Consider the following 23824-nt stretch of genomic DNA (forward strand, 5'->3'; position numbering starts at 1 on the left):
AAGCACGATCGCACGCAAAATGAAGGCCCTGGTGACCGGCTCCGATCACCAGGAATAACTATCAATCCTCGCGGAAAGCGCGATCCATGCTTTCAACAATCGGCGCAAGCAAATAGTCGATAGCTGTTCTGGGCTTGTTCAACACCAGAATATCGGCTGGCATCCCTGCTCTAAGTTTGATGTCAGGGTGTTTTGCCAGTTCGCCCGGATCAATTTTGGCCCGCACCACATAATATGAACTGTCGCGCTTTTCATCGACGGTCTGATCGGCATCAATGTAACTGATCTTCGCCTTCAGCGGCGACAGGCGACGCTGGTTATAAGCGGTTAAGCGTATCTGGGCATCCGCCCCCATATTCACAGCATCAATGTCGCGACGATTGATCATCGCCTCGATCTCAAGGGGTTCATCATCAGGGACAATATCCATAATCGGCTGGGCCGGGCTGATCACACCGCCTGGCGTTCTGATCTGGATGTTACTGACGATCCCCTCCTGCGGCGACCGGATCTCAAGTCGGCTTAACACATCATCCTTGGCCGTAACGCGCTGATTAACGTCGTTCAGGGCCAGTTGTGTTTCCTGGATGGAGGTGGCGACATCGCTTTGCCATTCCATTTCAATTGACGCCAGTTCAATTTGCGCACCGGCCTTTTCCTGCTCGGCTGCGGCACGCTGGGCTTTATACTCGCCCGAATCCCCAACCAGATCGCTCCAGTTATTTTCAATTTCCACCAACTGGGTCCGGGTGGCATAGCCTTTTGATGCCAGTTCGCGCACACCATCAAGCTGTTGTTTCACCAGTTTCTGCTGACGTCCGCGTGCGGTAATTTGCGAATCAAGCGCATCGGCCTGCGCGGAGAACTGTTTTATCTGTTTTTCCTGCGCGTCCCGTTTGGCGGTATAAACTTCGTGACGTTTGTCAAACAGTCGCCTTTCATCATCGAGAATATCGGCGACATATTTCTCGTTAGATGAAACTAGGTTTTGGGGAAACGTGATTGTTTTTAATCCATCCTGTTCCGCCCGCAACCGTGCCAACTTGGCCTGAAGACCATAGCGCTCGCCGCGTAATTGCTCCAGTTCCGACTCCTCGCGGGTTCCATCAAGCAAAGCCAGAACCTGCCCCTGGCGCACACGCTCGCCTTCATCAACCAGCAGTTTTTTTAACATTCCGCCTTCAAGATGGTTCACTGTTTTCTTGCGAGAATCGACAATCACCGACCCGGAAGCAACCGCAGCACTGTCAAGCCGGGCATTAAACCCCCACAACAGAAAACCGCCAAAACCAACCAGTATCACCAACGCTCCGGCGATCATTGGCTTGCGCAAACTTTGTTTCGATGCCGCCCGTTCTTCGGCCAGCACCTGATGCCAGACCGGTTGGGGTGCATCGGGGTTGATCACGTTCCCGCGGTCATCAAGATTGATCAGGCGATTCATGCCACACCTCCATTTTCCAGCTTGTCCCTTTTTGCAACATAGGATCGTCCGGCGTCCGGCAAGGTTTTGACATCATGGCCCTGTTCGGTAATCGCCTGGACAACATCTGTACGTTCCCCAAACTGTTTGACCCGCCCTTCCTGAAGGACGAGCAATTTATGGGCATATCGCATAATGGACTGGCGATGTGCGATCAGAACCACCATCGCGCCGTTTTCTGCCGCCGTCCGAATGGCCCGGATCAACGATGCCTCGCCTTCGGCATCAAGATTGGCATTGGGTTCATCAAGAACCAGCAAACGGGGCCAGCCATAAAGGGCACGCGCCAACGCAATGCGCTGTTTTTGCCCCCCCGACAGGGTATAACGGCCTGAACCGATGGGGGTATCGTAGCCCAGGGGCAACCGCCCGATCATTTCATGCACACCAGCCGCACGGGCCGCATCGATCACTTTGCGCGGGTCTGCTTCGCGCATCCGGCCAATGTTTTCGCGAATTGTCCCGTTCAGCAGCGACACCGATTGCGGCAAATAGCCGACCATGTCGCCAAAGGACCCGCGTTCCCACAAATAGGTACTGTGCCCGTCAAGATAGACACCGCCAGCGGTTGGTTTTGCTGCACCGATTAAAACACGCGACAAGGTTGATTTACCCGCTGCCGACGGGCCGATAACCCCCAGAATTTCGCCGGGATTCAGATCAAACGAAATCCCTTTCAGGATCGGCATGCTATGCCCGCCAACGGCATAAACAAGGTTGTCAACAACCAGCGGCCCTTCACTGCGCGGCGTTGGTTCCACTTCGCGTTCGGACTGGCGCTGTTCGAGAATGGTCCGGATGCGTTGCCATGCCGACGCGGCATTCACCCAGCCCCGCCAGTCGCGGGTGACATTGTCGAACGGCAACAACAGCCGCCCCATAATCACGGTGCCGCCAATCATGGCGCCGGGCGATGTTTCCCCCTTGATCACAAGGGCCGCCCCCATGGCCAACACCCCAACCTGCAAGCCATAACGCAAAGAGCGTGTCAGGGCATACATGCCTTTGCCGCGCGCATTGGCAATATCTAGCAGTTCGGTTGTATGATGCTGTGCAGATCGCCAGCGCATGGCCAATGCGGGCATCATGCCCATGCCTTCAATGGCCTCGGCATGGGGAATAGCCGACCCGATATCGGCAATGTTGCGTAAATTGGCGTCGCTGGCTTCTTTTGTCACCCGGCGGGATAAAACGTCGCCCAGCAGGCTAAGCCCGATCAGCATGATCACGCCAATCACCCCGGCCAATCCGTAAAAAGGATGCAGGGCGAACATTACGCCTAAAAAGATTGGCGCCCACAATGCTTCAAGCGGGGCACCAATGGTATTGCCGTTAATGAAGGTTCGCAAATCAGAAAGATCGCGCAGAACCTGAGTGCCAGGTGTCGATCCTTTTTCCATCGAAACGCTCATGGCGGCAGCAATTGCGGGCAAGTTCATGCGCCGCAACAATGACTTTGCCATTTCCTGAAAAGTCATGGAACGAATGAAATCAAGAATGCCATACAGAATGACGGCACCCACGGCAATCACCAGCAAAAGTTTCAGCGTATCAATGCTTTGGCTGTTAATCACACGGTCGTGGACCTGCAGCATAAACAGCGGCACGGTCAATTGTAAAACATTTATGAAACCACTAACGATCCCGGCCCATGTCAGGCCGCGCACGAACGTAAAACGGGCTTCGCGGATCAATGTGGGCGCATCGAGTGCGGGCCGGGTTTCCAGCCGCGCTGTCATGGCGCGTGAAGCGCCTTTTGACCGAAATTGCATCCAATCTCATCCAATTTGTAAAAAGTCATAGTTTTTCCGCAATCTGCTCACATAGTTGCGAAATCATGATGCAATAAAATAAATCGAAATATGTCGATCTAATGTTCGTGATGGGACAATGTAAAAATACCAAACAAAGAAGTATACCAGGTAATAATACTTGAAAATTACTTCAAAATTTTGAGCAAACTACAGGAAGTATTGGGCATGTCACAAAACATTGCAAAACAACGCCCTGTTATCTTCCGGAAACGATTGGTCAACTGCGGCGAAGGCCGAACAGAGACTTATTTATCTTGGGACCAGATAACGGATCGAATGCCATGACCGTCACTCATCTTGAACTTGCAAATACTGTTGAACGAATCTATCGGCGATTTGCCGATTTGCTGCGTGTCGATCTGATCAGGCTGGGGAATGATGACATCAGCCCGGCCCAGGTTGCATTGCTGTTCAACATCGGCGACGACGAACTCTCCGTTCGCGATCTGCTTGATCGGGGGCACTATATGGGCTCAAACGCCTCATACAACCTGAAGCAACTGGTGGAAGCGGGATATATTGAACGTCAGGTGATGGCACGTGATCGCCGTTCTGCACGGATCAAACTGACCGCAAAAGGCCATGAACTGTGTAATTCCCTGCAAGAGTTTCATGAAGAATATCATGAAGCCCTGTCCAACGGGCGTGACGGGGAGGCAGAACTTGAAAATGCCTTGCACACCCTGCGTCGGCTTGAAGAATTCTGGACGCAAACCCTGCGTTACGGCAGCATCCCGGCATCCACGGCAATGATGGCAAGTGAGGCGCGGAACCGCCGATGAAAATCGTCTTTGTCCATCGTCGCGGACCGGGACAATTTGTACATCTCGCCTGCCACCTGGCAAATACCGGGTGGCAGGTGTCCTTTCTGTGCGAAGGAATGAACGTCAAACTGCCCGGCATTCGCGTGTTACAGCATCGCACAGCCGATGCCCAGGCCGATCACGGCAACCCCCTTAGCCACATTGATTTACACACCCGGATCGGGCATCAGGCGGCCGACACCCTTGCCGCCCTGGTTGCCCGGGAAGGCAAACCCGACATTGTGTTTGGTCATATTGGCTGGGGCAGCATGATGTTTGCCCGCGATGTGCTACCCGACACCCCGCTTTTGGGATATTGCGAACATTTTTATCATGCCAAGGGCCGCGATGTGGGGTTTGACCCACACGAACAGGTATCACTGCAACAGCGCAAACAACTGCGCCTTCGCAATAGCAGCCAGCTTTTGACCCTTGAACAAATTGACGCCGGGGTTAGTCCGACGCAATGGCAACGTGCGGCTTATCCGCGCCTGATGCGTGGCAAAATTGGTGTCTGCCATGACGGCATCGACATGCAACGCTGCAAACCCGACGCCAGTGTCAAATTTGCCCTGCCCGATGGCCGCATCATTGATCGCAACACCCCGGTCGTCACCTATGTTGCCCGCGATCTTGAACCCTATCGCGGCTTCCCGCAATTCATGCGCGCGGCAAAAAAAGTCACCCGCTCCCATCCCGATGCCCTGTTTCTGGTCGCGGGGGGCGACGGGGTAAGTTACGGTGCCCCGGCCCCTGATGGCCGACCGTGGCGTGAAATTATGCTGGAAGAAACCGGCATCGACCCGTCCCGAATCGTATTCTTGGGCCAAATCCCTCATGAACAGCTTATCAGCCTGTTTCAGGTCAGCCGGGCCCATGTTTATCTGACATTCCCGTTTGTGCTGTCATGGTCGGTGCTGGAAGCCATGGCATGTGCAACGCTTGTGATCGGGTCAAACACCGGCCCTGTCGAGGAAGTTATCGCACATGGAAAAAACGGCCTTCTGACCGATTTTTGGGATCCTGATCTGCTGGCAAACCAGATTGGCGATGTGCTGGACCATCCCGCCCGATATGAACCGATGCGCCATTTTGGCCGTCAACTGGTGAACCACAAATACGATCTGCAACGCTGCCTGACCCGCCAGACCGGTGCCCTTGAACACCTTGCGGCGGGCTAAAGCAACCGGGTAAACCAACCCTCACACCAATTTATAATCGCAACGCCGAAATGATCTGGCTATTGCCGGGTCGTGATGCAGCGGCACGCGCTGATATAACGCCCAGTCGCGGGTGTCATTGGCCTGACTGCCAACAATCAGCCAGTAAAATCCCGGCTGTTCCGCCCGGGCCAGATCGGTGCGCGACGGCAATATCCGGCCATCAGGGTGGGAATGATAACAGCCAATAATATCTTCCCCGGCATCGCGCACGGCACGGTGCGTGCGCAATAACAAACCGGGGTCAATTTCAAAGGTCATCGCGGGGTCGGAGGCAACATTTTGCGCCACAACAATCCGCGAAATAACGCGCCCCGGACCGTTATCCGACGTTGCCACAGGCGGTAAACCCGCATCCGAAATCAGCAACCCGCAACATTCCATTGGCCAGCTTTGCGCCGCATGGTCAAGTATTTCGCCCAGCACCTGTTGCGGAAGAATGATATCGCTGTCCATCATGTGACACGACCCTGCCTCGTACCGCCCCTAATTATTTGGCTTCATCAACAATATCTGTCCCAGCACGGCCTTGTCAGCCATCGAAACGACTATGATGCGTGCCCCTTTAGGGCCAGTCAGATGCAAAAATGCCCGGTTGCCCTCGATGCGAAACGATAACAATGTTTCATCGGCAGCAAGGTCAACATTGATGGTGCCAAACGGTTCGATCAGCACGGCATCACCCGTGGTTGAAAGATCAGACACAGCTGTCTGTGCCGATACCCCCATATTTTCGGGTTCTCCACCAATCGGGGCCGAAGGCTTGGCTGAAGTTGTTTGGATTGCGGCATTTTCAACCAGCCTTGCGGCCTTGTCGCGTTGCAAACCATAAACGATCAGGCCAATACCAACCAGGATCAATAACGCCATTACAGCGACAAGTATTTTAACAACGCGCATTATGTTTCCATAAAATTACTGCTTTTTGCCCCTGCCCGATCGCAGGAAAGACGAACCATTATGACCGCAAATCGACCATAAGGTGAAGCCTCGAATAAACACATATCCCCCTTGAATGCACAGGAATTGCAAATAGCGGGTTTTACGCTATGTTGCGCCAGCTCAAGTGGTGCGAAACCCATAAATATACTGCTAACATGGTTTTTACGTATCGCTTTGTCTTATTCCCGTGCCCCATAGTGATGAAATAAACAGATCCATGACCCTGCCATCCCAAGATCATGACGACCTTGTCTATCATGCGCAACCCGCAGATGCCGGTGCGCGACTGGACCGGGTTTTGGCAAATGCCTGGCCCCGGGAATCACGCTCGCGCCTGAAATCGCTGATTACGGATGGTCATTTACAGGTGGATGGCGTGGTTCAGGACAGCGTATCGGCCAAGGTCCGCGCCGGACAAAAAATGGTTTTGCATATCCCCCCCGCCGAACCCGCCACCCCGGAAGCTGAAATCATCGCGCTTGACGTTCTCTACGAGGATGATGACCTTTTGGTCATCAACAAACCCGCCGGCATGGTTGTGCATCCCGCCGCAGGCAATGAACGCGGGACCCTGGTCAATGCATTACTGGCCCATTGCGGCGACAGCCTGTCGGGCATTGGCGGGGTGAAACGGCCCGGGATCGTCCATCGGCTGGATAAAGACACCAGCGGCGCGATGGTGGTTGCCAAAAACGACATGGCACATCGCGCCCTGTCAAAACTGTTTGCCGAAGACAAGGAAAACATTGAACGCACCTATATCGCCATTGTCTGGGGCTGCCCAAAGGCGCTGGAAGGCGATATTGTCGGCAATATCGGGCGCAGTCCGCGCAACCGGAAAAAGATGGCGGTTCTTGTCTCGGGCGGGAAACCTGCCCTTACACATTATAAAGTTGTAAGCACAAGGCCCGATTCGTTGGCATCCGTGGTTAAATGCAAACTTGCAACCGGACGCACACACCAAATACGGGTTCATATGGCGCATATAGGACATTCACTTGTATGTGACCCTGTTTATAGTCGGTCACGTTCGATCAGGCACCTTGGGGCGGCAGCGCAGCAAACTTTGGAAACGTTTGGGAAACAAGCATTACATGCGCAAACTCTTGGCTTCTCACACCCCCGCACGGGTAACTTTATTACCTTTGAAGCCACCATGCCAGACGATCTGAAAGCCGTATATAACGCCCTAAACCTATCCTTAAGTTGTATGTAATCTATACGTACCTACTATTTTTATATTGACGGGACTAATACCTCTGTATAACTTGTTTTGAGTGCTAGGGGATTTGTGCACTTTTTAACAAGCGCATTGGGAGGCACCAATGAAACAGGGTAATTCAATACCAACGATCTCTCCAGATGGCCTGACAGGCTACTTACAGCGTATTCGTCGCTATCCGATGTTGGCGCCCGAGGTCGAAACCGCCCTCGCCGAACGTTATCGCGATCATCAGGATGAAAAGGCCGCAGAAAAGCTGATCACCAGCCACCTGCGCCTGGTTGCGAAAATCGCCATGTCCTACCGTGGCTACGGTTTGCCAATTAACGAACTGATTTCCGAAGGCAATATTGGCCTTTTGCAGTCCGTCAAACGCTTTGACCCTGACAAAGGCTTTCGCATTGCGACTTACGCCATGTGGTGGATCCGCGCCGCCATTCAGGAATATATTTTGCATTCATGGTCGCTGGTAAAAATCGGCACCACAGCATCGCAAAAAAAGCTGTTTTTCAATCTGCGCAAGCTGAAAAGCCAAATGCAGGCAATTGAAGAAGGCGACATGACCCCCGAACAGGTCGAAACGATTGCTGAAAAGCTGAACGTTTCCGAAGACGACGTGATCATGATGAACCGCCGCCTTGCCGGTCCCGACCATTCGCTAAATGCGCCGGTTCGGGTTGAAGGCGAAGGTGAATGGCTCGACTGGCTGGAATGCGAAGACGACAATCAGGAAGTGCGCCTTGGCCGTCGCGAAGAATTTGTTGAGCGCATGAGCATGTTGCAAACCGCAATGTCGGGCCTCAATGACCGCGAACGCGACATTCTGACCCAGCGCCGGTTGTGTGAAACACCTGTAACGCTGGAAAACCTGAGCATGACTTATGGCATTTCGCGCGAACGTATTCGCCAGATCGAAGTTCGTGCCTTTGAAAAAATCTGCCAGTCGATGCACCACTGATACCAGATCCAGCAGCTTTGCCAGCCTGGAGATTCAGGATAGGACCAGGGCACCCTCTGCCCTTTGACATCATACCGGGCTGACAAGTTGTCCCGTTTCTTGCTGCCTTCTAAAGAACGGTCAAATTGGCCGTTCTTTTCTTTTTTGTCCGCACTCAAAACAACCAGATATACCGCATCTGGCGGATATTTCCGCACGGCCTGCCAATTTGAAAATCGCAGCACCATTGGGCAAAATGCCTTACCGGCTGCCTTTTTCGATTTCGGAAATCAGGTTATCACCCCAGATCCTGATCAGATCCCGTTGCTGTTCGCGCAATTCAACGGTGCGGCGTTGCGCTGTCAAACTAAGGACATTGGCAACAATCGGGGGCATGGCCAAATACATCAGCCAACCCAGCCCGGCGGCACCATACATGATTGTCATGGTCATCGGATCTAGCAACTGGTGGGTTGCCATTGCCATGCTTTGCCCGCCATCGCGCCAAAGCTCCATCACATAAGGCGCAACCCCGGAAAAATTCAACCCAAAAACACACCGCACCAGATATCGCCCGTGATGACGATCAAACAAAAACGCCAGAACAGAGGGCAACAAGCCAACACCCAGCGTGATAAATGTGGGCAAGGCAACCATAAACAGCAAAACGGCCATGACCAAAATCGCAAGGAATGATAATCCCCCGGATTTTTTACCCTTTTGGCCCGACTTCGCGGCGGATTTATCCTTTTTCTTTGCCATGCCCCTACCAGACAATCATCATGAATAAAGCAGAAACGGTCAAAAGTGCGATCATGGTCGAGGCAAAAGAAGCCACCTGACGGCCAATTTGTTCTGCCAAAATCATCCGCGATGCGCCAGAAGATTCAATATCAAACACTTCGTTATCTGCCGCCGAGTATTCCTCAACTGCTGCAATGAATTCGTCCTGATCGCGACGACGTTCTTTTTCGTCATTGATCAGGTTATAAAGTTCGACCAGATTACCGCGTTTCGCCAGCTTTGGAATTTCGCGTTCAACTTTTTCCCGCCGTTCCTTGCTATGAAACACCTTGGTCGCCGGTTCCATCAGGCGTGCAACCCACAATCCCAAATGCGGCAAGCTATCAGGGCCATGCCGCCATTGCACAAGGGCCAGCAGGCTAATAATCGACCGGCTAAATTCAACTTCATCGCCAGGGTTTTGCAACGCCGTCAACTGGGGTTCAGTATCATCTTGTAATCGCACCGCAATAAATGCTGCAATATGACGGTCAATCGGCCAACTGCTGTGCGGTGTTACCGTAGCGATTTTTTCCAGTGCGGGCAGTAGCTGCGCGATATGAATGACATATTCATTTTCAACCAGCGGGCTCAGGCAATGCTGGTTTTTCACCAGCGCATAAAGGCACCGCTCATAGCCATAGCCCATGGTTTGCTGCTGCATGTAATAGCGCAGCATCTTGTAAACCTGCTGCTGAGACTGGATTTCGGGGCGAAACCCGCTCAGGCGCGAAAACCAGAATGTCGGCAAGTCACGGATAATAACTTCGGAAAAGGCCTGCGGCCCACGACCATGCTGCACATCATAGGACAGCATCGGCCCCAACCCGTCCAGCATGGCTGAAAATGTCTTGTGGCGCACCGGGCCGTTCGGGTCCAAAATCGCAATCCCGCGCGCAACCAGAACATCTTCTGCCGTCCGCTTGTCACTGCCAGACCATGCCATCTGGCGCATGGCTTCGGACATCGCCTTGGATCGTTCGGCGTCATTCAGACCGCGCCGCAACCATACCTCGATCACACCATCACGCAACGGGGCCAATGCAGCCGCCCAGTTATTGGTAACACCGTTAGCAAGGCCGCGTGCGGTATAATAATCGCGCCCGCCCATATTTTGCGCGCGTGCAGCCCGACGGTCACTATTGCTCTGCACCGGCTTTACCCGGCGGCCATCAAGCCAGTTGTTAAGTTCGGCCAATCCCCAGCGTTCTTCAAAATCATCACACAACAGGCCACGGATAGGCTCGATCAGGGTCAAGGGCAGTTTTTCATGCCCGACCAGCGCCTGAAACGATCCCCGCGCCAGCTTCATGTCGATGATTTCCTTGTCAGAAAACTTCGACAGCGGCGTATGACCAATGCCAAGGGCGGCAATGGTAATGCCCAGCGCATAAAGATCATCGGAAAGCGCCCCCGCCCCGCGCCCCGCAGGCTCGGCGGTCATGCGGTCAATCGGTTCATAAACCAACGGCTGGGCAAAACCCGCCGGGCAAGAAGAACAATCGCCCGCCACCACAGTCGTGCGCTGTTCATCGGCAAAAAACAGGTTATCTGCCCGCAAATTGCGATGCGCCAGGTTTTTGTCCGATAGCACCGTCAGAATATTGATAATCGGCGCAATAACAGCCAAGGGCAGATCATGCTCGTCAATGACTGCCTTTTTACCGCCATCGGTAAAAACTTTGCTGCCGCCCGGTTTGGCATAAAAACAAATGATCGTGCTGCGATCCAGCGGCGGCCAGTAAATAATTTCGTAATCCAGCAAATCAAGCTGGCCTGCAACCTTAACCCCGGACAAGACACGCAATAATTCAGATCGGGTCGGCAATAACGGGTTGGCCAGCAGGGCAAAAATAGGCCCGTCATCGCGTTTGGTGCCTTCGGCAACAAATGCCTGCGAGGGGCCACAGTCAAATTCAGGTAGCCTCAGATCCGGGAATATCCGAAAACTGCCCACATCGACATGGCGGTTGCCGCCGCTCCTTGGCGCGGCAACTTCCGGTGACGGTGCTATCTGGTCTTCCTGACCACCCTCTAATGCGTCGTCATCCTGCACTGCTTCCAGCCCGGATTGTGCATCATCAGGCTGCATCTTTGCGTTATCAGCCATCGAACCCGCAGTTTAATGTTCATGAACAACCAAAACGATACCGCTGTTACCCATAAGGGGCAAGGCGTTATCGACATGGCTCAAGAACGTCATCTATCCATTTGCATTTAAAGACAAAAAACCGCCCGACAATGCGGGCGGTTTTTTGGTTTCATGCGCACATTTATTATGCGCTGAAAGGGTCGTGAACAAGAATGGTGTCATCGCGTTCCGGGCTGGTTGAAAGAAGGGCCACCGGCGCCTCGATCAGTTCCTCGATACGGCGCACATACTTGATCGCGGTTGCGGGCAAATCAGCCCAGCTGCGCGCGCCCATTGTGGTTTCCGACCAGCCAGGAATGGTTTCGTAAACCGGCTTTGCCTTGGCCTGCAAACGCTGGTTGGCGGGCAAGTGGTCGTAAATTTCACCGTCAATGTCATAGCCGGTGCAAATCCTGATTTCGTCAAACCCGTCAAGAACATCAAGTTTGGTCAACGCGATGCCATGAATACCATTCACCTTGACAGACTGGCGCACAAGGACGGCATCAAACCAGCCACAACGGCGTTTACGCCCGGTTACCACGCCAAATTCATGGCCGCGTTCGCCCAAACGGTCGCCATCGGCATCAAACAGTTCAGACGGAAACGGTCCTTCGCCCACACGGGTGGTATAAGCTTTGGTGATCCCCAAAACATAACCAACACCCGACGGCCCAATACCCGACCCGCCCGCAGCAGAACCGGAAATGGTGTTTGACGAGGTCACAAACGGATATGTGCCATGGTCAATATCAAGCATGGTGCCCTGCGCGCCTTCAAACAGAATGCGCTTGCCCGCTTCTTTAAACTGGTTCAACGATTTCCAAACGGTATCGGCAAACGGCAGAATTTTCGGCGCAACTTCTTTAAGCTGTGCCAGCAATTCGTCACCGTCAACTTCGGGCTGACCCAAACCGCGCAGCAAAGCATTGTGATGGGTCAGAAGGTTATCAACCTTGGCGGCCAGCAATTCTTCGTCAGCCAGATCACCCACACGAATGGCACGGCGGCCAACCCGGTCTTCATAGGCCGGGCCGATACCACGGCCGGTGGTGCCAATTTTGTTGTTACCCGTGGCAGCCGCTTCGCGCGCCTTATCGAGATTGCCATGCAGCGGCAAAATCAGGCAGGCATTTTCGGCAACACGCAGGTTTTCGGGCGTAATGGTCACACCCTGTTCCTGCAATCGCGAAATTTCTGCCAGCAAGGCCCACGGGTCAACAACCACGCCGTTGCCGATCACCGACAGTTTCTTGTCGCGCACAATACCTGATGGCAGCAGGCTTAATTTATAAACCTTGCCATCAATTACCAGCGTATGACCGGCATTGTGACCACCCTGAAAACGAACGACAACATCGGCACGTTCTGACAGCCAGTCAACGATCTTGCCTTTACCTTCGTCCCCCCACTGGGAACCGATCACGGCAACATTGGTCATCGCAAAACTCCTTGAGCGATAAAAAACAGCTTCACTTCTCCAGCGAAAGCCTACGCGTCCAGCGGTTGTACCCGCCCATCAAGATAAATGAAATCACAGCCCATCCGTACCGCTTCCTTGCGGGCGGCATCGGCGGTTTTGGCCTCGGCCGCCCCTTCAAGGGCAGCAATTGTCACATGGCCTTCACGGCGCAATTTGCGTGCTTCGCGCTGGGCAACCCCCAGCGGCAAATATACCCGCGACGTTGCCACAGGCGCTTCAAGGCCGCGCAACACCGTATCCATAAACAATGACATGCCCGTTGCGGCTTCACCGCTGGCGCCACCGGCGCGATACCGGCCCCCCCGGCCCAACTCGCCGCGAACATGCTTGCCAAAAATGGTAAAGCTGACACCGGTCTGATAGCGGAAACCCGCCATTTCAACCGGGTCAATCGTCAATGCGGCGTCCAGGTCCGATGCCAGAATACGTTCTGCCACCTCGACCAGACGATGAAGGTCTTCAGACGCCCCCAATGGTAATTCCAGACGTTTAAGGCGCGGCAATGCTGTGCTGGCCGGGCCTGCGGCCTCCAGCAACGTCACCAGAACATCGGTAACCGGGCCATTGGCCGCCTTGATCGCGGCAACATCGCGGCGCTCTAACGCCTCGGTCAGTTTTTCGCGATCATCCAAAGGCACAGAAAAGGCTTCAAACAGGCGGTTTGGCAGGGTCGGCAAATTCAAATCAACCGACACATCGGGCAAGCCGACATTTTCCAGTGCCTCCAGGGCCAGCAAGACAATTTCGGTATCTGCCGCCGCACTGGAAACACCAATCAGTTCGGCACCAACCTGGGCAAACTGGCGTTCAGGCCGCAACTGGGTGCCCTGGATGCGCAAAACATCGCCAGAATAGGCCAAACGTAATGGGCGGGGATCGTCTTTTAACCGGGTGGCGGCAATACGGCCCACTTGCGGGGTCATATCGGAACGAACACCCATCATCCGGTGCGAAACCGGGTCCATCAGGCGAAAGGTCTGCTTTGCCAATTCGGGCGCCGCCCCTTCAAGCAGGCTTTCTTCAAATTCAACCAAAGGGGTTTTTACGCGGTCATAGCCGGCAAGGGCGAAACTCGCCATCAGCTTTTCGCGAATTTGCGCCTCTTGGGCAGCAACCACCGGCAGGACATCCTGCAAACCGGCGGGAAGAAGGGCTTTCCTGGCGAGTTCGGTCATATTTTCAGACTTTCCGGACTGTGCGTGCAAATTCGGGCAAGGCATCTGGCGCGCATGCGCCTTGCTCTGTGCATCCGGTAGCGGTTACTACCGTGTTGTGACGCACAGGGCAACGGGAAAACCCGGAAAACGCAAATAATATCTTGGGCCGTGTCCTCAGCCCTGCTTGTTTTCGGCTTTGGCAACGGCATAAGCCCAATCAAGCCACGGCAATAACACCTTGATATCGTTTGATTCTACGGTAGCCCCGCCCCAAATGCGCAAACTGGGAGGCGCATCACGATAACCATTGATATCATAGGCAACTTTTTCATCATCCAACAGCTGAGAAATGCGTTTTGGCAATGCCGCCTGAATTTTCGCATCCTGTTCCAACGCCCATGGATCGACAATTTTAATACACATCGATGTATTGGACGCCGTTTCGGGCTTTTCAGCCAAATCTGCCGCCCAGTCACTTTGGTCCAGCCATTCATCAAGCAAGCGGCGATTTTCGCGGGTACGGGCCAGCAAACCGTCCAGTCCGCCAACATCCTGTGCCCACTTCAAAGCATCAATCGCATCTTCAACCACCAGCATTGACGGGGTATTGATGGTTTCGCCGCGAAAAATACCGTCAATCAGCTTGCCGCCCTTGGTCATGCGGAAAACTTTCGGCATCGGCCAGGCCGGGACATGGTTTTCAAGGCGTTCAATCGCACGCGGGCTTAAAATAATAACCCCGTGGCCCCCCTCGCCGCCCAGCACTTTTTGCCAGCTATAGGTCACCACATCAAGCTTGTCCCACGGCAGTTCCATCGCAAAAATGGCCGATGTCGCATCGCAAAATGTCAGCCCTTTTCGGTCGGCAGCAATCCAGTCGCCATTGGGCACGCGCACACCAGCGGTTGTACCGTTCCAGGTGAAAACCACGTCGCGATCAAAATCAATTTGGCTCAGGTCCGGCAGCTTGCCGTAATCGGCCTCATGCACCCGCACATCTTCAAGTTTCAACTGCTTTAAAACGTCAGTGACCCAGGTGGCGCCAAAACTTTCCCATGCCAGCATATCAACGCCGCGCGGGCCCAGCATCGACCACAATGCCATTTCCACCGCACCGGTATCAGACGCAGGCACAACACCGACAACATACCCCTCGGGCAGTTTCAAAAGGTCATGCGTGCGGTCAATCGCCTCTTCCAGCCGGGCTTTGCCCAAGGCAGATCGATGCGAGCGCCCCAAAACTGCCGTTTCAAGCGCATCTGCGGACCAGCCGGGGCGTTTTTTGCACGGACCCGACGAAAAATTAGGGCTGGCAGGGCGACTAACGGGCTTGGGAAAATTGGCAATATCGACCATGGGGCTGTTCCTGAGCAGACGGAAAAAACACCGCAATACCGGCTGTTCCGGTAATTTAACGGCACATTGGCAAATCGAAGCGCGATCCTATTGCCTTGATTGCAAAAGTCAAACGCGTTCGATGCAAGGGTTAATGCCGATTTGAGAATGTCAGACATGCACGCAAGGGCAATATATCGCATATCAGGCGGGCAATACATTGCCGCACACAACATACTCTTTGCCCATATTTACATGGAAAGGCCGTAATACCACGGCGCAAACAGGCTAAAGACAATCCATAACAAAATGATCAGCGGTGTGCCGGATTTAAGAAAATCAATGAAACGGTAATGCCCCGGCCCCATCACCAGAAGGTTGGTCTGATAGCCAACCGGGGACGCAAACGAACAGTTCGCCGCCATCACCACCGCAATCGCAAAAACATGCGGCGGTACATCAAGTTGTTGCGCCATGCCAATGCCGATTGGGGTAAACAGCACCGCACAGGCATTGTTTGACAAAACATTGGTAAACACCGCCACCATTATAAAAAACACCGATAAAATCACCGGTGCCGGGGCGCCGTTTAATGCCGAAAGCAACGCATCGGCAATGTAGGACGCGCCACCGGTTATTTGCAGGGCATTGCCCAGTGCCAGGGCCGCTGCCACCAGCAACACAATTTTTCGGTCAATCGCCCGCGATGCCTGGCGCATATTCAGCGCACCCGACGCAATCATAAGCCCAGCACCGATAAAGCTGGAAATCATGATCGGCACCAGCCCGGTTGCCGCCAGCGCGATAACACCCAGAAAAATAAACGCAGCCCGGCGCGCATGAAACGGACGCGGCAACGCACGGGTTGACCATTCCAGCAGCACCACATCGCGAATGGTCCGCAAGGCTTCGACATCTTCGGACCGGCCCTGCACCAGCAACACATCGCCTGCCTCAAGCCGGATTTCCGTCATCTGTGTGCGGATCATGCGCGACCGGCGCTGAATACCCAGCACCAGGCATTTATACTGATAGCGAAAGCCGATCTGCTCCAGATTAAACCCAATCAGGCGCGATCCCGGCGGCACCATCACCTCGGCCAGAAGCTGGGTCGATTTGTTTTCGGCATTGGCACTACTGCTATCGCGTACACCTGCGGCTTCGGCATGGATCAGACCGGGGTCTTTTTGCAAAGCCTCGGTCAGGGCTTTGCGGGTGGCCGCCACCACCAACACGTCACCGGGCTGAACTTCAAGATGTTCATCAAAGGGGGGCAAATCGGCATGTTCGCGCCGAACAATCATTTGGATGGTGACATTGGGCAGGTTTTTAAAAAAGCCCGCGACCGGTTTGGTCCCAATCATTTGTGAAGCAGGACCAACGGTAATCTGGGCGATAAACTGTTTGCCACTACCATCGGGTTTGGTCAAACGGCTGCTCATGGATGCCAGGGCCGGTAACAGGCGCGGCGCAATCAGCAGCACATAGAAAAACCCCGAAAAGGCGAGAACAGACCCCACCACGGTAAATTCAAAAAATTCCAGCGGTTCCATCCCCAGCTCGATCAGCGAGCTTGAGACCAAAAGGTTGGTCGAAGACCCGATCAGGGTCGTCATACCGCCCAAAATTGCGGCAAAAGACAGTGGAATCATGAGCGAACTTGGGGATCGCTGAATGCGTTCGGCCAAGGCCTGAATGATGGGAATAAAAATAACCACCACGGGCGTATTGTTCAAAAACGCCGACAGCAACATAACCACAAACAGACCGACAAAAATCGACAGCGAGGCATTTTTGCCGCCATGTTCGGTAATCAGCCCGGCGATGTAACTAACCCCGCCCGTCAGCACCATGCCCTGCCCCACCACCAGCAATGCCAACACAGTCAGCAAGGCGGGGTTGGCAAAGCCCGACATCAAGGTGTCCGGGCCTAAAAGGTTTGTGCCTTCGCCATCGTTCAGCGGCACAAGATTAAAAAACAGCAACAAAACAGCGATGATCGCCATCGACGTCATCTCAAGCGAGATGCGTTCCCAAGCGTAAAGCCCGAGCGAACCCGCGACCAGCGCAAGCACAACCCACATCTGCAACGGTGTCGCACTGTTTGCGACGACATTGTCTAGCACGTTGATTTTCCCCTGTCGCAAATGCCTTATGCATCCCGAAAAACGGGCCGATACCCAACGAAACCAAAGATATCATGCATATTATTGCTATTACTTAGCCGAAAGCCCTGCCATGCGGTCAATAAAAATCTCGCACGGGGAATTTGGTATATCCTTGCCCCAGGCAAAGTTCCGCGCACAAAAACGCCCTGACAATCGCATTTGCGAACCTGTCAGAGCGTTATAAAATAGCAGATGCCGCGTAAAATGATCAGACTGAAACCAAAGGTTTTAGCTCTGCCGGAATATTTTTCGGCGTCGCGGCTTCTTCAATTGCGCCTTCACGGCAAATATATTGCGGGCACAGCCGTTCAAGGGCTTGGTCACATTCCCAAAGCGTGCGTTCACGCGCGCGTTCGGTCAAATGGTCGATCAACGCGCGCACCGCCGGGGGCAAGCCGCGTCGTGCCTTAAACAGAATATGCACAATGCCGCCAACAGCACGCCATTCCGGCAATACCTGCACCAGACGCCCGGCCTGAATGGCATGATGGGTGCTAAAACGTGGCAACAGGGCAATCCCCTGCCCGCGCAGGGCACATTGGCGGATCATGGAAATATCGCTGGTGGCCAGTCTCGGGGTAACTTCCAGCATACGTGTATCGTCATCGGGACCGACAAGCTGCCAGCGAATGGTATCAACATCCTCCCCTTTGATGCTGAGAGTGGGAAAGCGGTTAATGTCATCAACCGAAAAGCCGGAGCCAAGTTTTTCCATCAAACCGGGGCTGGCCACCATGATTGCATCGGCAAGGCCCAGGGTTTTAACAATCAGGGTCGCATCGCTATCAAGCGAATCGCGCACCCGAAACGCCACATCAACCCGGTCCTCGATCAAATCCACCCGGCGGTTGGTTGCCATCACCCGCAATTGCACCTTGGGAAATTTTTCACTGAAATCGGCCAAAACTTCGGCCAGTGCTGTTTCAAGCATGGCTGGCGGCACACTGATGCGAACCACCCCCTGCTCTACCCCTTTTGCTTCCGCAACAATGGCTTCGGCTTCTTCGGCTTCGTTTAAAATATTGGCACAACGGTCATAAAAAGCCTGCCCCAGTTCCGTCACCCGAAAGCGCCGGCTTGATCTTTCGATTAACTTGACACCAAGACGGTCTTCGAGTTGAGCTACCCGCCGACTGAGTTTCGATTTGGGCTGGTTAAGCGCGCGGCCTGCCGGTGCAAATCCACCATGGGACACAACCTGCGCAAAATAAAAAAGATCGTTCAAGTCCTGCATGACCGGCCCCATTGTTCTATATGATGAACGCAGAGTGCCGCAAAAAGGAACTTTTGTCCATATCTTGAAAATTCTAAATTCTGTTGCATCGTCGACAAATCGGTTCTTTTCCCCTTCAACCGGAGCCCCCATGAGCAAACTTCTAAATGGCAAAGTCGCCCTGATCACCGGGGGCGCATTCGGCATCGGTGCCGCCACCGCCCGCATGCTTGCCGAGCAAGGCGCGAACATTGCCATCGGATATGTTTGCGACCGCAAGGTCGCCCGGGAAATGGTCGAAGAACTTCAGGGCATTGGCGTGCAAGCCAAATCATTTGAAGCCGACCCGGCCGATAACCTGCAGGTCAGCGCAATGGTACAAACTGCCTTTGCCCATTTTGGCCGCCTCGACATTCTGGTCAACGCCGCATTCATTGCCGTTTGCGGCCAGGTCGACAACCCCGATGCCGATCTGAATGGCATAAAACGCCAGCAAAACGTCAATTTTTGCGCCACAACACACACCATTCGCACTGCCGCCCCCCTGATGCCCAATGGCGGACGCATCATTACGCTGGGATCGTGCCTGTGCGCCCATGCCGGGGCAAGCGGACTGGCCGATTTTACCGCAACCCAGGCCGCCATGGTGGGCTATACCCGGGGTGCCGCCCGCGACCTTGCCCCCCGCAACATCACGATCAACGTTGTGCAATCGGGCTTTGTGAATGACGACCTGCTGGACCCGCTGGCACAGTACCCGACCCCCATTCAAACAGCCGTGCCCCTGGGCCGCCCCGCCATGCCCGAAGAAGTCGCCGCCGCCATTTCCTTTCTTGCCAGCCCCGCTGCATCCTATATCACCGGAACAGTGATCAACGTTGATGGTGGTTATAGCGCGTGATCAAATTCTTGCCCCAATATCGTTCTATATAACGAACGCTAGGTCGCAAGAATAAGGACTATTGCCTGCCGGGTTTCAGACGTAAGGTTTTTGCATACAGGAAAAACCCTTGTTCGGGAGAACAACCATGAACAAACCATTGGCAGGCAAGATTGCCATTGTTACCGACGGGCATTACGGCATTGGCGCCTTAAGCGCACAGACCCTGGCCGATCAGGGTGCCGACGTCATCATCAGCCACCCCGCGAATGCCTGGAACGCGCAAGGCATCGTTACCGGGCTTGAAGCCCGCGGAGTCAATGCGCGCGCCTATGCCATTAATTGTGATCGTGTTTCAGGCATTAAAATACTTGTTTCCCAGGTCATCGCCGATTTTGGCCAGGTTGATATTCTGGTAACCAACAATGTATCCTTCGTTCTTGTCGATGATGAACGCATTTATAGTGCGGCTGCCATTGATGCCATTACACCGGCTATTCGTGACGGGGGCCGCATCATTGCCATTGGCAAAACCACCCCGGCCCAACCGGTTAACGATCTCGCCGCGAGCAACAATAACCACGCCACCCTGGCACCGCTAGACGAACTGATCACGCACAGCGCCAAATCACTTCATAATCGCCACGTTACGGTTAATCGTCTGCAATCGAATATTCTGGGGCGCAAGAACCTGGCGGCATCCTTGGCCAATATCCCGGTATTGGGCGATATCGCCAAAGGCCTGTCATTTTTGGCCGGGCCTGAATCCGATTTTATAACCGGCACCACATTTAACTTTAACGACCGAAACGACCACAATGCCCTTCATGCCGCCTAAATCCCCCCACCCCCACAACCCGCCAATTTGGCATTATTGGCGGGTTGTTTTGCGGGGGCCTGTCATTTGGCCGGTCTATTGAGGCAAGAAAATTTCGCCTTTCAAATACAAAATAGCGTTGCCTTTTAAATGCACCCGGTCACCATCAACAGTGCAATCAACAAACCCGCCACGCGCAGATGCCTGATAGCCAACAAGGTGCGCCTTGCCGGTTTGCGCGGCCCAATAAGGCGCAACAACACAATGCATGTATCCCGTCACCGGATCTTCATTAATACCCAAAGCGGGTAGAAAATACCGTGACACCATGTCGCAATCATCACTGTCTGACGGGGCGGTTACAATTACACCGCGCTGGGCCAGTGTCGCCAGAACCGACATATCCGGGGCCATATTGCGCACCGTGTCGGCATTTTCATAAACCAGAACATGGTCAGTATCGCGGCTGGCAACCCTGAAACAGGCAACGGCACCATCAGGCGACAGGGCCTTGGCAATATTTTGCACGATCGCATCATCGACCAGAGGCTGGACCGGAAAATTAAGCACAATGGCAGCGCCATCGCGTCGGGCCGTTAACATACCACTTTTGCTTTGCAGGCGAATTTCATCGCCCGTCACGCCCAGCTGATGAAACAGCACATAGGCACTGGCAAGGGTTGCATGGCCGCATAACGGGACTTCTACCGTCGGGGTAAACCAGCGAATGTGGTAATCTGCATCACCCTGATCGACTTTGACAAAAAAAGCCGTTTCCGACAGGTTATTTTCCATTGCAATCTGCTGCATCACCGTGTCTGGCAACCAGCAATCCAGCGGCACAACAGCGGCCGGGTTTCCGGCAAAAAGATGGTTGGTGAAAGCATCAACCTGATAGATCGGCAGCGATGTCTGGGGCATAAAAGTCACCTCGAAATCCGGAATGGTGGCGGTGCCGCACGCGGTGGAACCACCAAAAACAGTTTATGACAGAACGCCTTGAATGGCATTTTTAATAATCGTCATGTCATGGTCGCGTGTGCGCCAGTTGCTAAAAGCGGCCCGAAACCCGAAACGACCATCGTAAATTGTCGGTGTCAAAAAGACTTTACCTGTCGCATTGATCCGCGACAAAAGCTGGCGATTGGCATCATCATTTCCCCGCCCGCAAAACATCACCACATTTAACAGCGGATCGCGCAGCAATATCAGCTCCGAATGGTCTGCCACCCAATGAGCAAGGTCACGCGCCTGATCACAATTGCGGCGCACAATGTCGGCAAACCCTTCGCGACCATAGGCCTTAACCGCCATCCAGATGGGCAAGGCCCGAAACCGGCGCGAATTTTCGACACCCCGATTAATATAATTATTCCCGCGAGCATCCGACGCCAGATAAGGGGCAAAGGCGCGAAAGCATTTTTCCAGCACTGAAATCTGCCGGGTTAAGAAAATACCGCAGTCATAAGGCACATTCAGCCATTTATGCCCGTCGGATGTGATCGAGTCTGCCCGTTCAATACCGGTCACCAAATGCGCCCGACGGTCGTCAAGGGCCGCAAACAGGCCAAATGCCGCATCCACATGCATCCATGCACCATAAGCGGCACACATATCGGCAATCGCCACCAAATCATCAAAATCGGTGGCATTGACCGTACCGGCACTGGCGATCACCATTTTTGCCTTCGAGGTGCTATTTGCCAGTTTGTCGGCCAGGTCTTGCACATGCATTGCTTCAGTGCCCGGTTCTGTCGCAACCTTGATGATATTGTTGCGACCTACACCGGAAACCGACAAATCCTTGACCATGCTGGCATGTGGCGTGGCTGAAAAAACCTCGAACGAAGGCAAGGCCATGGCCCCATCGGCATCAACATCGATCCCCACCTGTTCACCACACCATTGCCGCGCTGTTACCACCGCCAACAGGTTTGATGCCGTTGCCCCGGTGGTCAAAGCGCCGTCAAACCGGTTGCGCGGCAGCCCGCCCAAATCACAAATCCAGTTTAAAACCTGCTGTTCCACCGCCGATGCGACAGAACCTTCCGGCCCGGTCGCATTCTGATCAATGGCACTGGCGATCCAGTCGCCAGCCACCGCCGCCGGGGTTGCCCCACCCGTGACAAAACCCAAATAACGCGGCCCGCTTGATGTTGCCAGAAAAGGCAGAATTTCCTGTTTAAGCGCGTCGAGTGCCGCCAGCGCGCCAGCACCATGGGCAGGCAGGGTCGCAAAGGGGTCAAACGCACCGGTATCATGGCAAATGACCGGGGCGTCGTCGCCTGCATTTAAATAATGCTGCGCGATATCGCCAACCTTGGCAAAAATATCGCCGATCTGGTTCAGATCTTCAAATTTCTGGTTCATTCTGATGACTTCCTTGCAGAATATCTGCGTAAACATCGCGGTCGATATTTGCGCCACTTAAAATAATGGCGCTTTTTTTGCCGATGGCCCGGTTCTTGTCGGCGATAACGGCGGCCAGTGCTGCGGCACCGGCCCCTTCGGCCACATTGTGGGTGGCACTGAATAAAAGGCGCATCGCCTGCTTTATGTCGTCATCGGAAACAGCAACAATATCGCTGGCCCCACGATTGATAATGTCAAACGCCGCAGGGTCCGGTTTGCGACACGCCACACCATCGGCAAAGGTCACGGCGGTTTTGGTTTCGCAAATTTCGCCTTTGTAAAAAGACTGACGCACCGCGTCGGCCCCGTTGGCGACCACCCCGATAATATCGGTTTTCAACCCCAAAGCATCGCGCGCCGTAATCAGGCTGCAAATACCCGACCCCATGCCAATGGGCACATAAACCCTGTCCAAATTCTCGATCGCTGTAAACAATTCTACACCATAAGATGCCACCCCGCGCACCAGTTCGGGGTGAAATGGTGGCACCATCACCAAATCATCCTCGATTGCTTTTTGGCGGGCAAAGTCGGCGGCGTCCTGAAAATCGTCGCCATGTTCGATCACCTCGGCACCAAGGGCCTGTATGGCGGCATTTTTTTCGGGTGAATTGCCAAAGGGTACAATGATCGTGGCGCGCAAACCAAACACACTGGCAGCATAGGCCAGGCTTTGACCATGATTGCCACGTGTTGCACTGATGATGCCATTTATGATTTGCGTTGATTGCGACAGATAACGGCAAAATGTTAGCCCGCCACGCAGCTTGAACGCCCCCAAGCGGGTATGATTTTCGTGCTTTACATAAAGCGAAAGCCCTGTTGCCTGCTCAAGAAGCGGCCATCGGATGGTGGGTGTGGGCGCGACATATTGATGCACAAAGTCGGCTGCGGCGTTCAGTTCCTGCGCGGAAAACATATTGTACCCCTGAATTGATATTGTATCGCCATTTTAGCACAGACATTGCGCGAAATTCCGGGATACAGAATTGTACCCCTCCCCCTGGGAAAGGGTGGAGACCGG

The 23824-nt window shown here is 53.9% G+C and carries 20 protein-coding genes; 6 read left to right on the top strand and 14 right to left on the bottom strand.

Annotation, left to right across the window (positions count from 1 at the left end; translation table 11 throughout):
- Positions 1 to 61: 61 nt before the first annotated feature.
- Together AAC086_RS01530 and AAC086_RS01535 are read right to left on the bottom strand one after the other, a co-directional pair.
- Positions 62 to 1444, bottom strand: coding sequence for an HlyD family type I secretion periplasmic adaptor subunit (locus AAC086_RS01530; protein WP_339774420.1), 1383 nt, complete (start codon positions 1442 to 1444; stop codon positions 62 to 64).
- The gene (locus tag AAC086_RS01535) at positions 1441 to 3255 is read right to left on the bottom strand and encodes a type I secretion system permease/ATPase (protein ID WP_339774422.1); all 1815 of its coding nucleotides are present in this window, start codon (positions 3253 to 3255) and stop codon (positions 1441 to 1443) included. Before AAC086_RS01535 ends, AAC086_RS01530 begins: the two co-directional genes overlap by 4 nt.
- Before the next feature lie 323 nt (positions 3256 to 3578).
- Here AAC086_RS01535 and AAC086_RS01540 point away from each other — a divergent pair, with 323 nt between their 5' ends.
- Positions 3579 to 4079 (top strand): winged helix DNA-binding protein, encoded by a 501-nt coding sequence (locus AAC086_RS01540; RefSeq protein ID WP_339774423.1) that lies wholly within the window; start codon positions 3579 to 3581, stop codon positions 4077 to 4079.
- Positions 4076 to 5281 carry a glycosyltransferase gene (locus AAC086_RS01545; protein WP_339774425.1) on the top strand — a complete coding sequence of 402 codons (1206 nt, stop codon included), beginning with the start codon at positions 4076 to 4078 and terminating at the stop codon, positions 5279 to 5281. Before AAC086_RS01540 ends, AAC086_RS01545 begins: the two co-directional genes overlap by 4 nt.
- Positions 5282 to 5302: 21 nt before the next feature.
- Here AAC086_RS01545 and AAC086_RS01550 read toward each other — a convergent pair whose 3' ends face one another.
- Positions 5303 to 5779: a M67 family metallopeptidase gene (locus AAC086_RS01550; protein WP_339774427.1), complete on the bottom strand. Its 477-nt coding sequence runs from the start codon at positions 5777 to 5779 to the stop codon at positions 5303 to 5305.
- Between the two features lie 27 nt (positions 5780 to 5806).
- The gene (locus AAC086_RS01555; RefSeq protein ID WP_339774429.1) at positions 5807 to 6220 is read right to left on the bottom strand and encodes a hypothetical protein; all 414 of its coding nucleotides are present in this window, start codon (positions 6218 to 6220) and stop codon (positions 5807 to 5809) included.
- A gap of 259 nt (positions 6221 to 6479) precedes the next feature.
- Here AAC086_RS01555 and AAC086_RS01560 point away from each other — a divergent pair, with 259 nt between their 5' ends.
- Together AAC086_RS01560 and rpoH are read left to right on the top strand one after the other, a co-directional pair.
- On the top strand, positions 6480 to 7478 hold the full coding sequence (locus tag AAC086_RS01560) for an RluA family pseudouridine synthase (protein WP_339774431.1): 999 nt from the start codon (positions 6480 to 6482) through the stop codon (positions 7476 to 7478).
- A gap of 109 nt (positions 7479 to 7587) precedes the next feature.
- Positions 7588 to 8442, top strand: a complete 855-nt coding sequence (gene rpoH, locus AAC086_RS01565; RefSeq protein WP_339774434.1) for an RNA polymerase sigma factor RpoH — start codon at positions 7588 to 7590, stop codon at positions 8440 to 8442.
- 240 nt (positions 8443 to 8682) lie between these two features.
- Here the strand turns inward: rpoH and AAC086_RS01570 are convergent, their stop codons facing one another.
- From AAC086_RS01570 to AAC086_RS01600, 7 genes are all read right to left on the bottom strand, one after another.
- Entirely contained in the window at positions 8683 to 9183 is a 501-nt protein-coding gene (locus tag AAC086_RS01570; protein WP_339774437.1) for a hypothetical protein, read from the bottom strand.
- Between the two features lie 4 nt (positions 9184 to 9187).
- On the bottom strand, positions 9188 to 11314 hold the full coding sequence (locus AAC086_RS01575) for a protein kinase family protein (protein ID WP_339774439.1): 2127 nt from the start codon (positions 11312 to 11314) through the stop codon (positions 9188 to 9190).
- Between the two features lie 166 nt (positions 11315 to 11480).
- Positions 11481 to 12776, bottom strand: a complete 1296-nt coding sequence (locus AAC086_RS01580; RefSeq protein ID WP_339774441.1) for an adenylosuccinate synthase — start codon at positions 12774 to 12776, stop codon at positions 11481 to 11483.
- A gap of 50 nt (positions 12777 to 12826) precedes the next feature.
- Positions 12827 to 13993: an ATP phosphoribosyltransferase regulatory subunit gene (locus AAC086_RS01585; protein WP_339774443.1), complete on the bottom strand. Its 1167-nt coding sequence runs from the start codon at positions 13991 to 13993 to the stop codon at positions 12827 to 12829.
- A 156-nt stretch (positions 13994 to 14149) separates the two neighbouring features.
- Positions 14150 to 15331, bottom strand: a complete 1182-nt coding sequence (locus tag AAC086_RS01590) for a phosphoserine transaminase (RefSeq protein WP_339774445.1) — start codon at positions 15329 to 15331, stop codon at positions 14150 to 14152.
- Positions 15332 to 15561: 230 nt separating this feature from the next.
- A complete protein-coding gene (locus AAC086_RS01595) occupies positions 15562 to 17436 on the bottom strand; it encodes an SLC13 family permease (protein WP_339774447.1) in 1875 nt (624 codons plus the stop codon).
- A gap of 250 nt (positions 17437 to 17686) precedes the next feature.
- Positions 17687 to 18712 carry a LysR substrate-binding domain-containing protein gene (locus AAC086_RS01600; protein ID WP_339774449.1) on the bottom strand — a complete coding sequence of 342 codons (1026 nt, stop codon included), beginning with the start codon at positions 18710 to 18712 and terminating at the stop codon, positions 17687 to 17689.
- A gap of 130 nt (positions 18713 to 18842) precedes the next feature.
- Between AAC086_RS01600 and AAC086_RS01605 the strand changes: the two genes are divergently transcribed.
- Both AAC086_RS01605 and AAC086_RS01610 read left to right on the top strand, forming a co-directional pair.
- Entirely contained in the window at positions 18843 to 19592 is a 750-nt protein-coding gene (locus AAC086_RS01605; RefSeq protein WP_339774451.1) for an SDR family oxidoreductase, read from the top strand.
- A gap of 127 nt (positions 19593 to 19719) precedes the next feature.
- Entirely contained in the window at positions 19720 to 20409 is a 690-nt protein-coding gene (locus AAC086_RS01610; protein ID WP_339774454.1) for an SDR family NAD(P)-dependent oxidoreductase, read from the top strand.
- Positions 20410 to 20484: 75 nt separating this feature from the next.
- Here the strand turns inward: AAC086_RS01610 and AAC086_RS01615 are convergent, their stop codons facing one another.
- The 3 genes from AAC086_RS01615 to AAC086_RS01625 form a co-directional block, all read right to left on the bottom strand.
- Entirely contained in the window at positions 20485 to 21309 is an 825-nt protein-coding gene (locus tag AAC086_RS01615; protein ID WP_339774457.1) for a PhzF family phenazine biosynthesis protein, read from the bottom strand.
- 63 nt (positions 21310 to 21372) lie between these two features.
- Positions 21373 to 22758, bottom strand: coding sequence for a pyridoxal-dependent decarboxylase (locus AAC086_RS01620; RefSeq protein ID WP_339774460.1), 1386 nt, complete (start codon positions 22756 to 22758; stop codon positions 21373 to 21375).
- Positions 22742 to 23719, bottom strand: a complete 978-nt coding sequence (locus tag AAC086_RS01625) for a threonine dehydratase (protein WP_339774463.1) — start codon at positions 23717 to 23719, stop codon at positions 22742 to 22744. The genes AAC086_RS01620 and AAC086_RS01625 overlap by 17 nt, the downstream gene beginning before the upstream one ends.
- Positions 23720 to 23824: the final 105 nt, after the last annotated feature.

It is taken from the genome of uncultured Thalassospira sp., assembly GCF_963976115.1.
Taxonomy (GTDB): Bacteria; Pseudomonadota; Alphaproteobacteria; order Rhodospirillales; family Thalassospiraceae; genus Thalassospira.

Excerpts from the sequence above, each read along its gene's own strand:
- AAC086_RS01580 (WP_339774441.1), bottom strand. The coding sequence starts at position 12,776 with ATGACCAATGTTGCCGTGATCGGTTCCCAGTGGGGGGACGAAGGTAAA.
- AAC086_RS01605 (WP_339774451.1), top strand. The coding sequence starts at position 18,843 with ATGAGCAAACTTCTAAATGGCAAAGTCGCCCTGATCACCGGGGGCGCA.
- AAC086_RS01590 (WP_339774445.1), bottom strand. The coding sequence starts at position 15,331 with ATGGTCGATATTGCCAATTTTCCCAAGCCCGTTAGTCGCCCTGCCAGC.
- AAC086_RS01585 (WP_339774443.1), bottom strand. The coding sequence starts at position 13,993 with ATGACCGAACTCGCCAGGAAAGCCCTTCTTCCCGCCGGTTTGCAGGAT.
- AAC086_RS01545 (WP_339774425.1), top strand. The coding sequence starts at position 4,076 with ATGAAAATCGTCTTTGTCCATCGTCGCGGACCGGGACAATTTGTACAT.
- AAC086_RS01560 (WP_339774431.1), top strand. The coding sequence starts at position 6,480 with ATGACCCTGCCATCCCAAGATCATGACGACCTTGTCTATCATGCGCAA.
- AAC086_RS01540 (WP_339774423.1), top strand. The coding sequence starts at position 3,579 with ATGACCGTCACTCATCTTGAACTTGCAAATACTGTTGAACGAATCTAT.
- rpoH (WP_339774434.1), top strand. The coding sequence starts at position 7,588 with ATGAAACAGGGTAATTCAATACCAACGATCTCTCCAGATGGCCTGACA.
- AAC086_RS01550 (WP_339774427.1), bottom strand. The coding sequence starts at position 5,779 with ATGATGGACAGCGATATCATTCTTCCGCAACAGGTGCTGGGCGAAATA.
- AAC086_RS01535 (WP_339774422.1), bottom strand. The coding sequence starts at position 3,255 with ATGCAATTTCGGTCAAAAGGCGCTTCACGCGCCATGACAGCGCGGCTG.
- AAC086_RS01600 (WP_339774449.1), bottom strand. The coding sequence starts at position 18,712 with ATGCAGGACTTGAACGATCTTTTTTATTTTGCGCAGGTTGTGTCCCAT.
- AAC086_RS01570 (WP_339774437.1), bottom strand. The coding sequence starts at position 9,183 with ATGGCAAAGAAAAAGGATAAATCCGCCGCGAAGTCGGGCCAAAAGGGT.
- AAC086_RS01575 (WP_339774439.1), bottom strand. The coding sequence starts at position 11,314 with ATGGCTGATAACGCAAAGATGCAGCCTGATGATGCACAATCCGGGCTG.
- AAC086_RS01620 (WP_339774460.1), bottom strand. The coding sequence starts at position 22,758 with ATGAACCAGAAATTTGAAGATCTGAACCAGATCGGCGATATTTTTGCC.
- AAC086_RS01615 (WP_339774457.1), bottom strand. The coding sequence starts at position 21,309 with ATGCCCCAGACATCGCTGCCGATCTATCAGGTTGATGCTTTCACCAAC.
- AAC086_RS01625 (WP_339774463.1), bottom strand. The coding sequence starts at position 23,719 with ATGTTTTCCGCGCAGGAACTGAACGCCGCAGCCGACTTTGTGCATCAA.
- AAC086_RS01610 (WP_339774454.1), top strand. The coding sequence starts at position 19,720 with ATGAACAAACCATTGGCAGGCAAGATTGCCATTGTTACCGACGGGCAT.
- AAC086_RS01555 (WP_339774429.1), bottom strand. The coding sequence starts at position 6,220 with ATGCGCGTTGTTAAAATACTTGTCGCTGTAATGGCGTTATTGATCCTG.
- AAC086_RS01530 (WP_339774420.1), bottom strand. The coding sequence starts at position 1,444 with ATGAATCGCCTGATCAATCTTGATGACCGCGGGAACGTGATCAACCCC.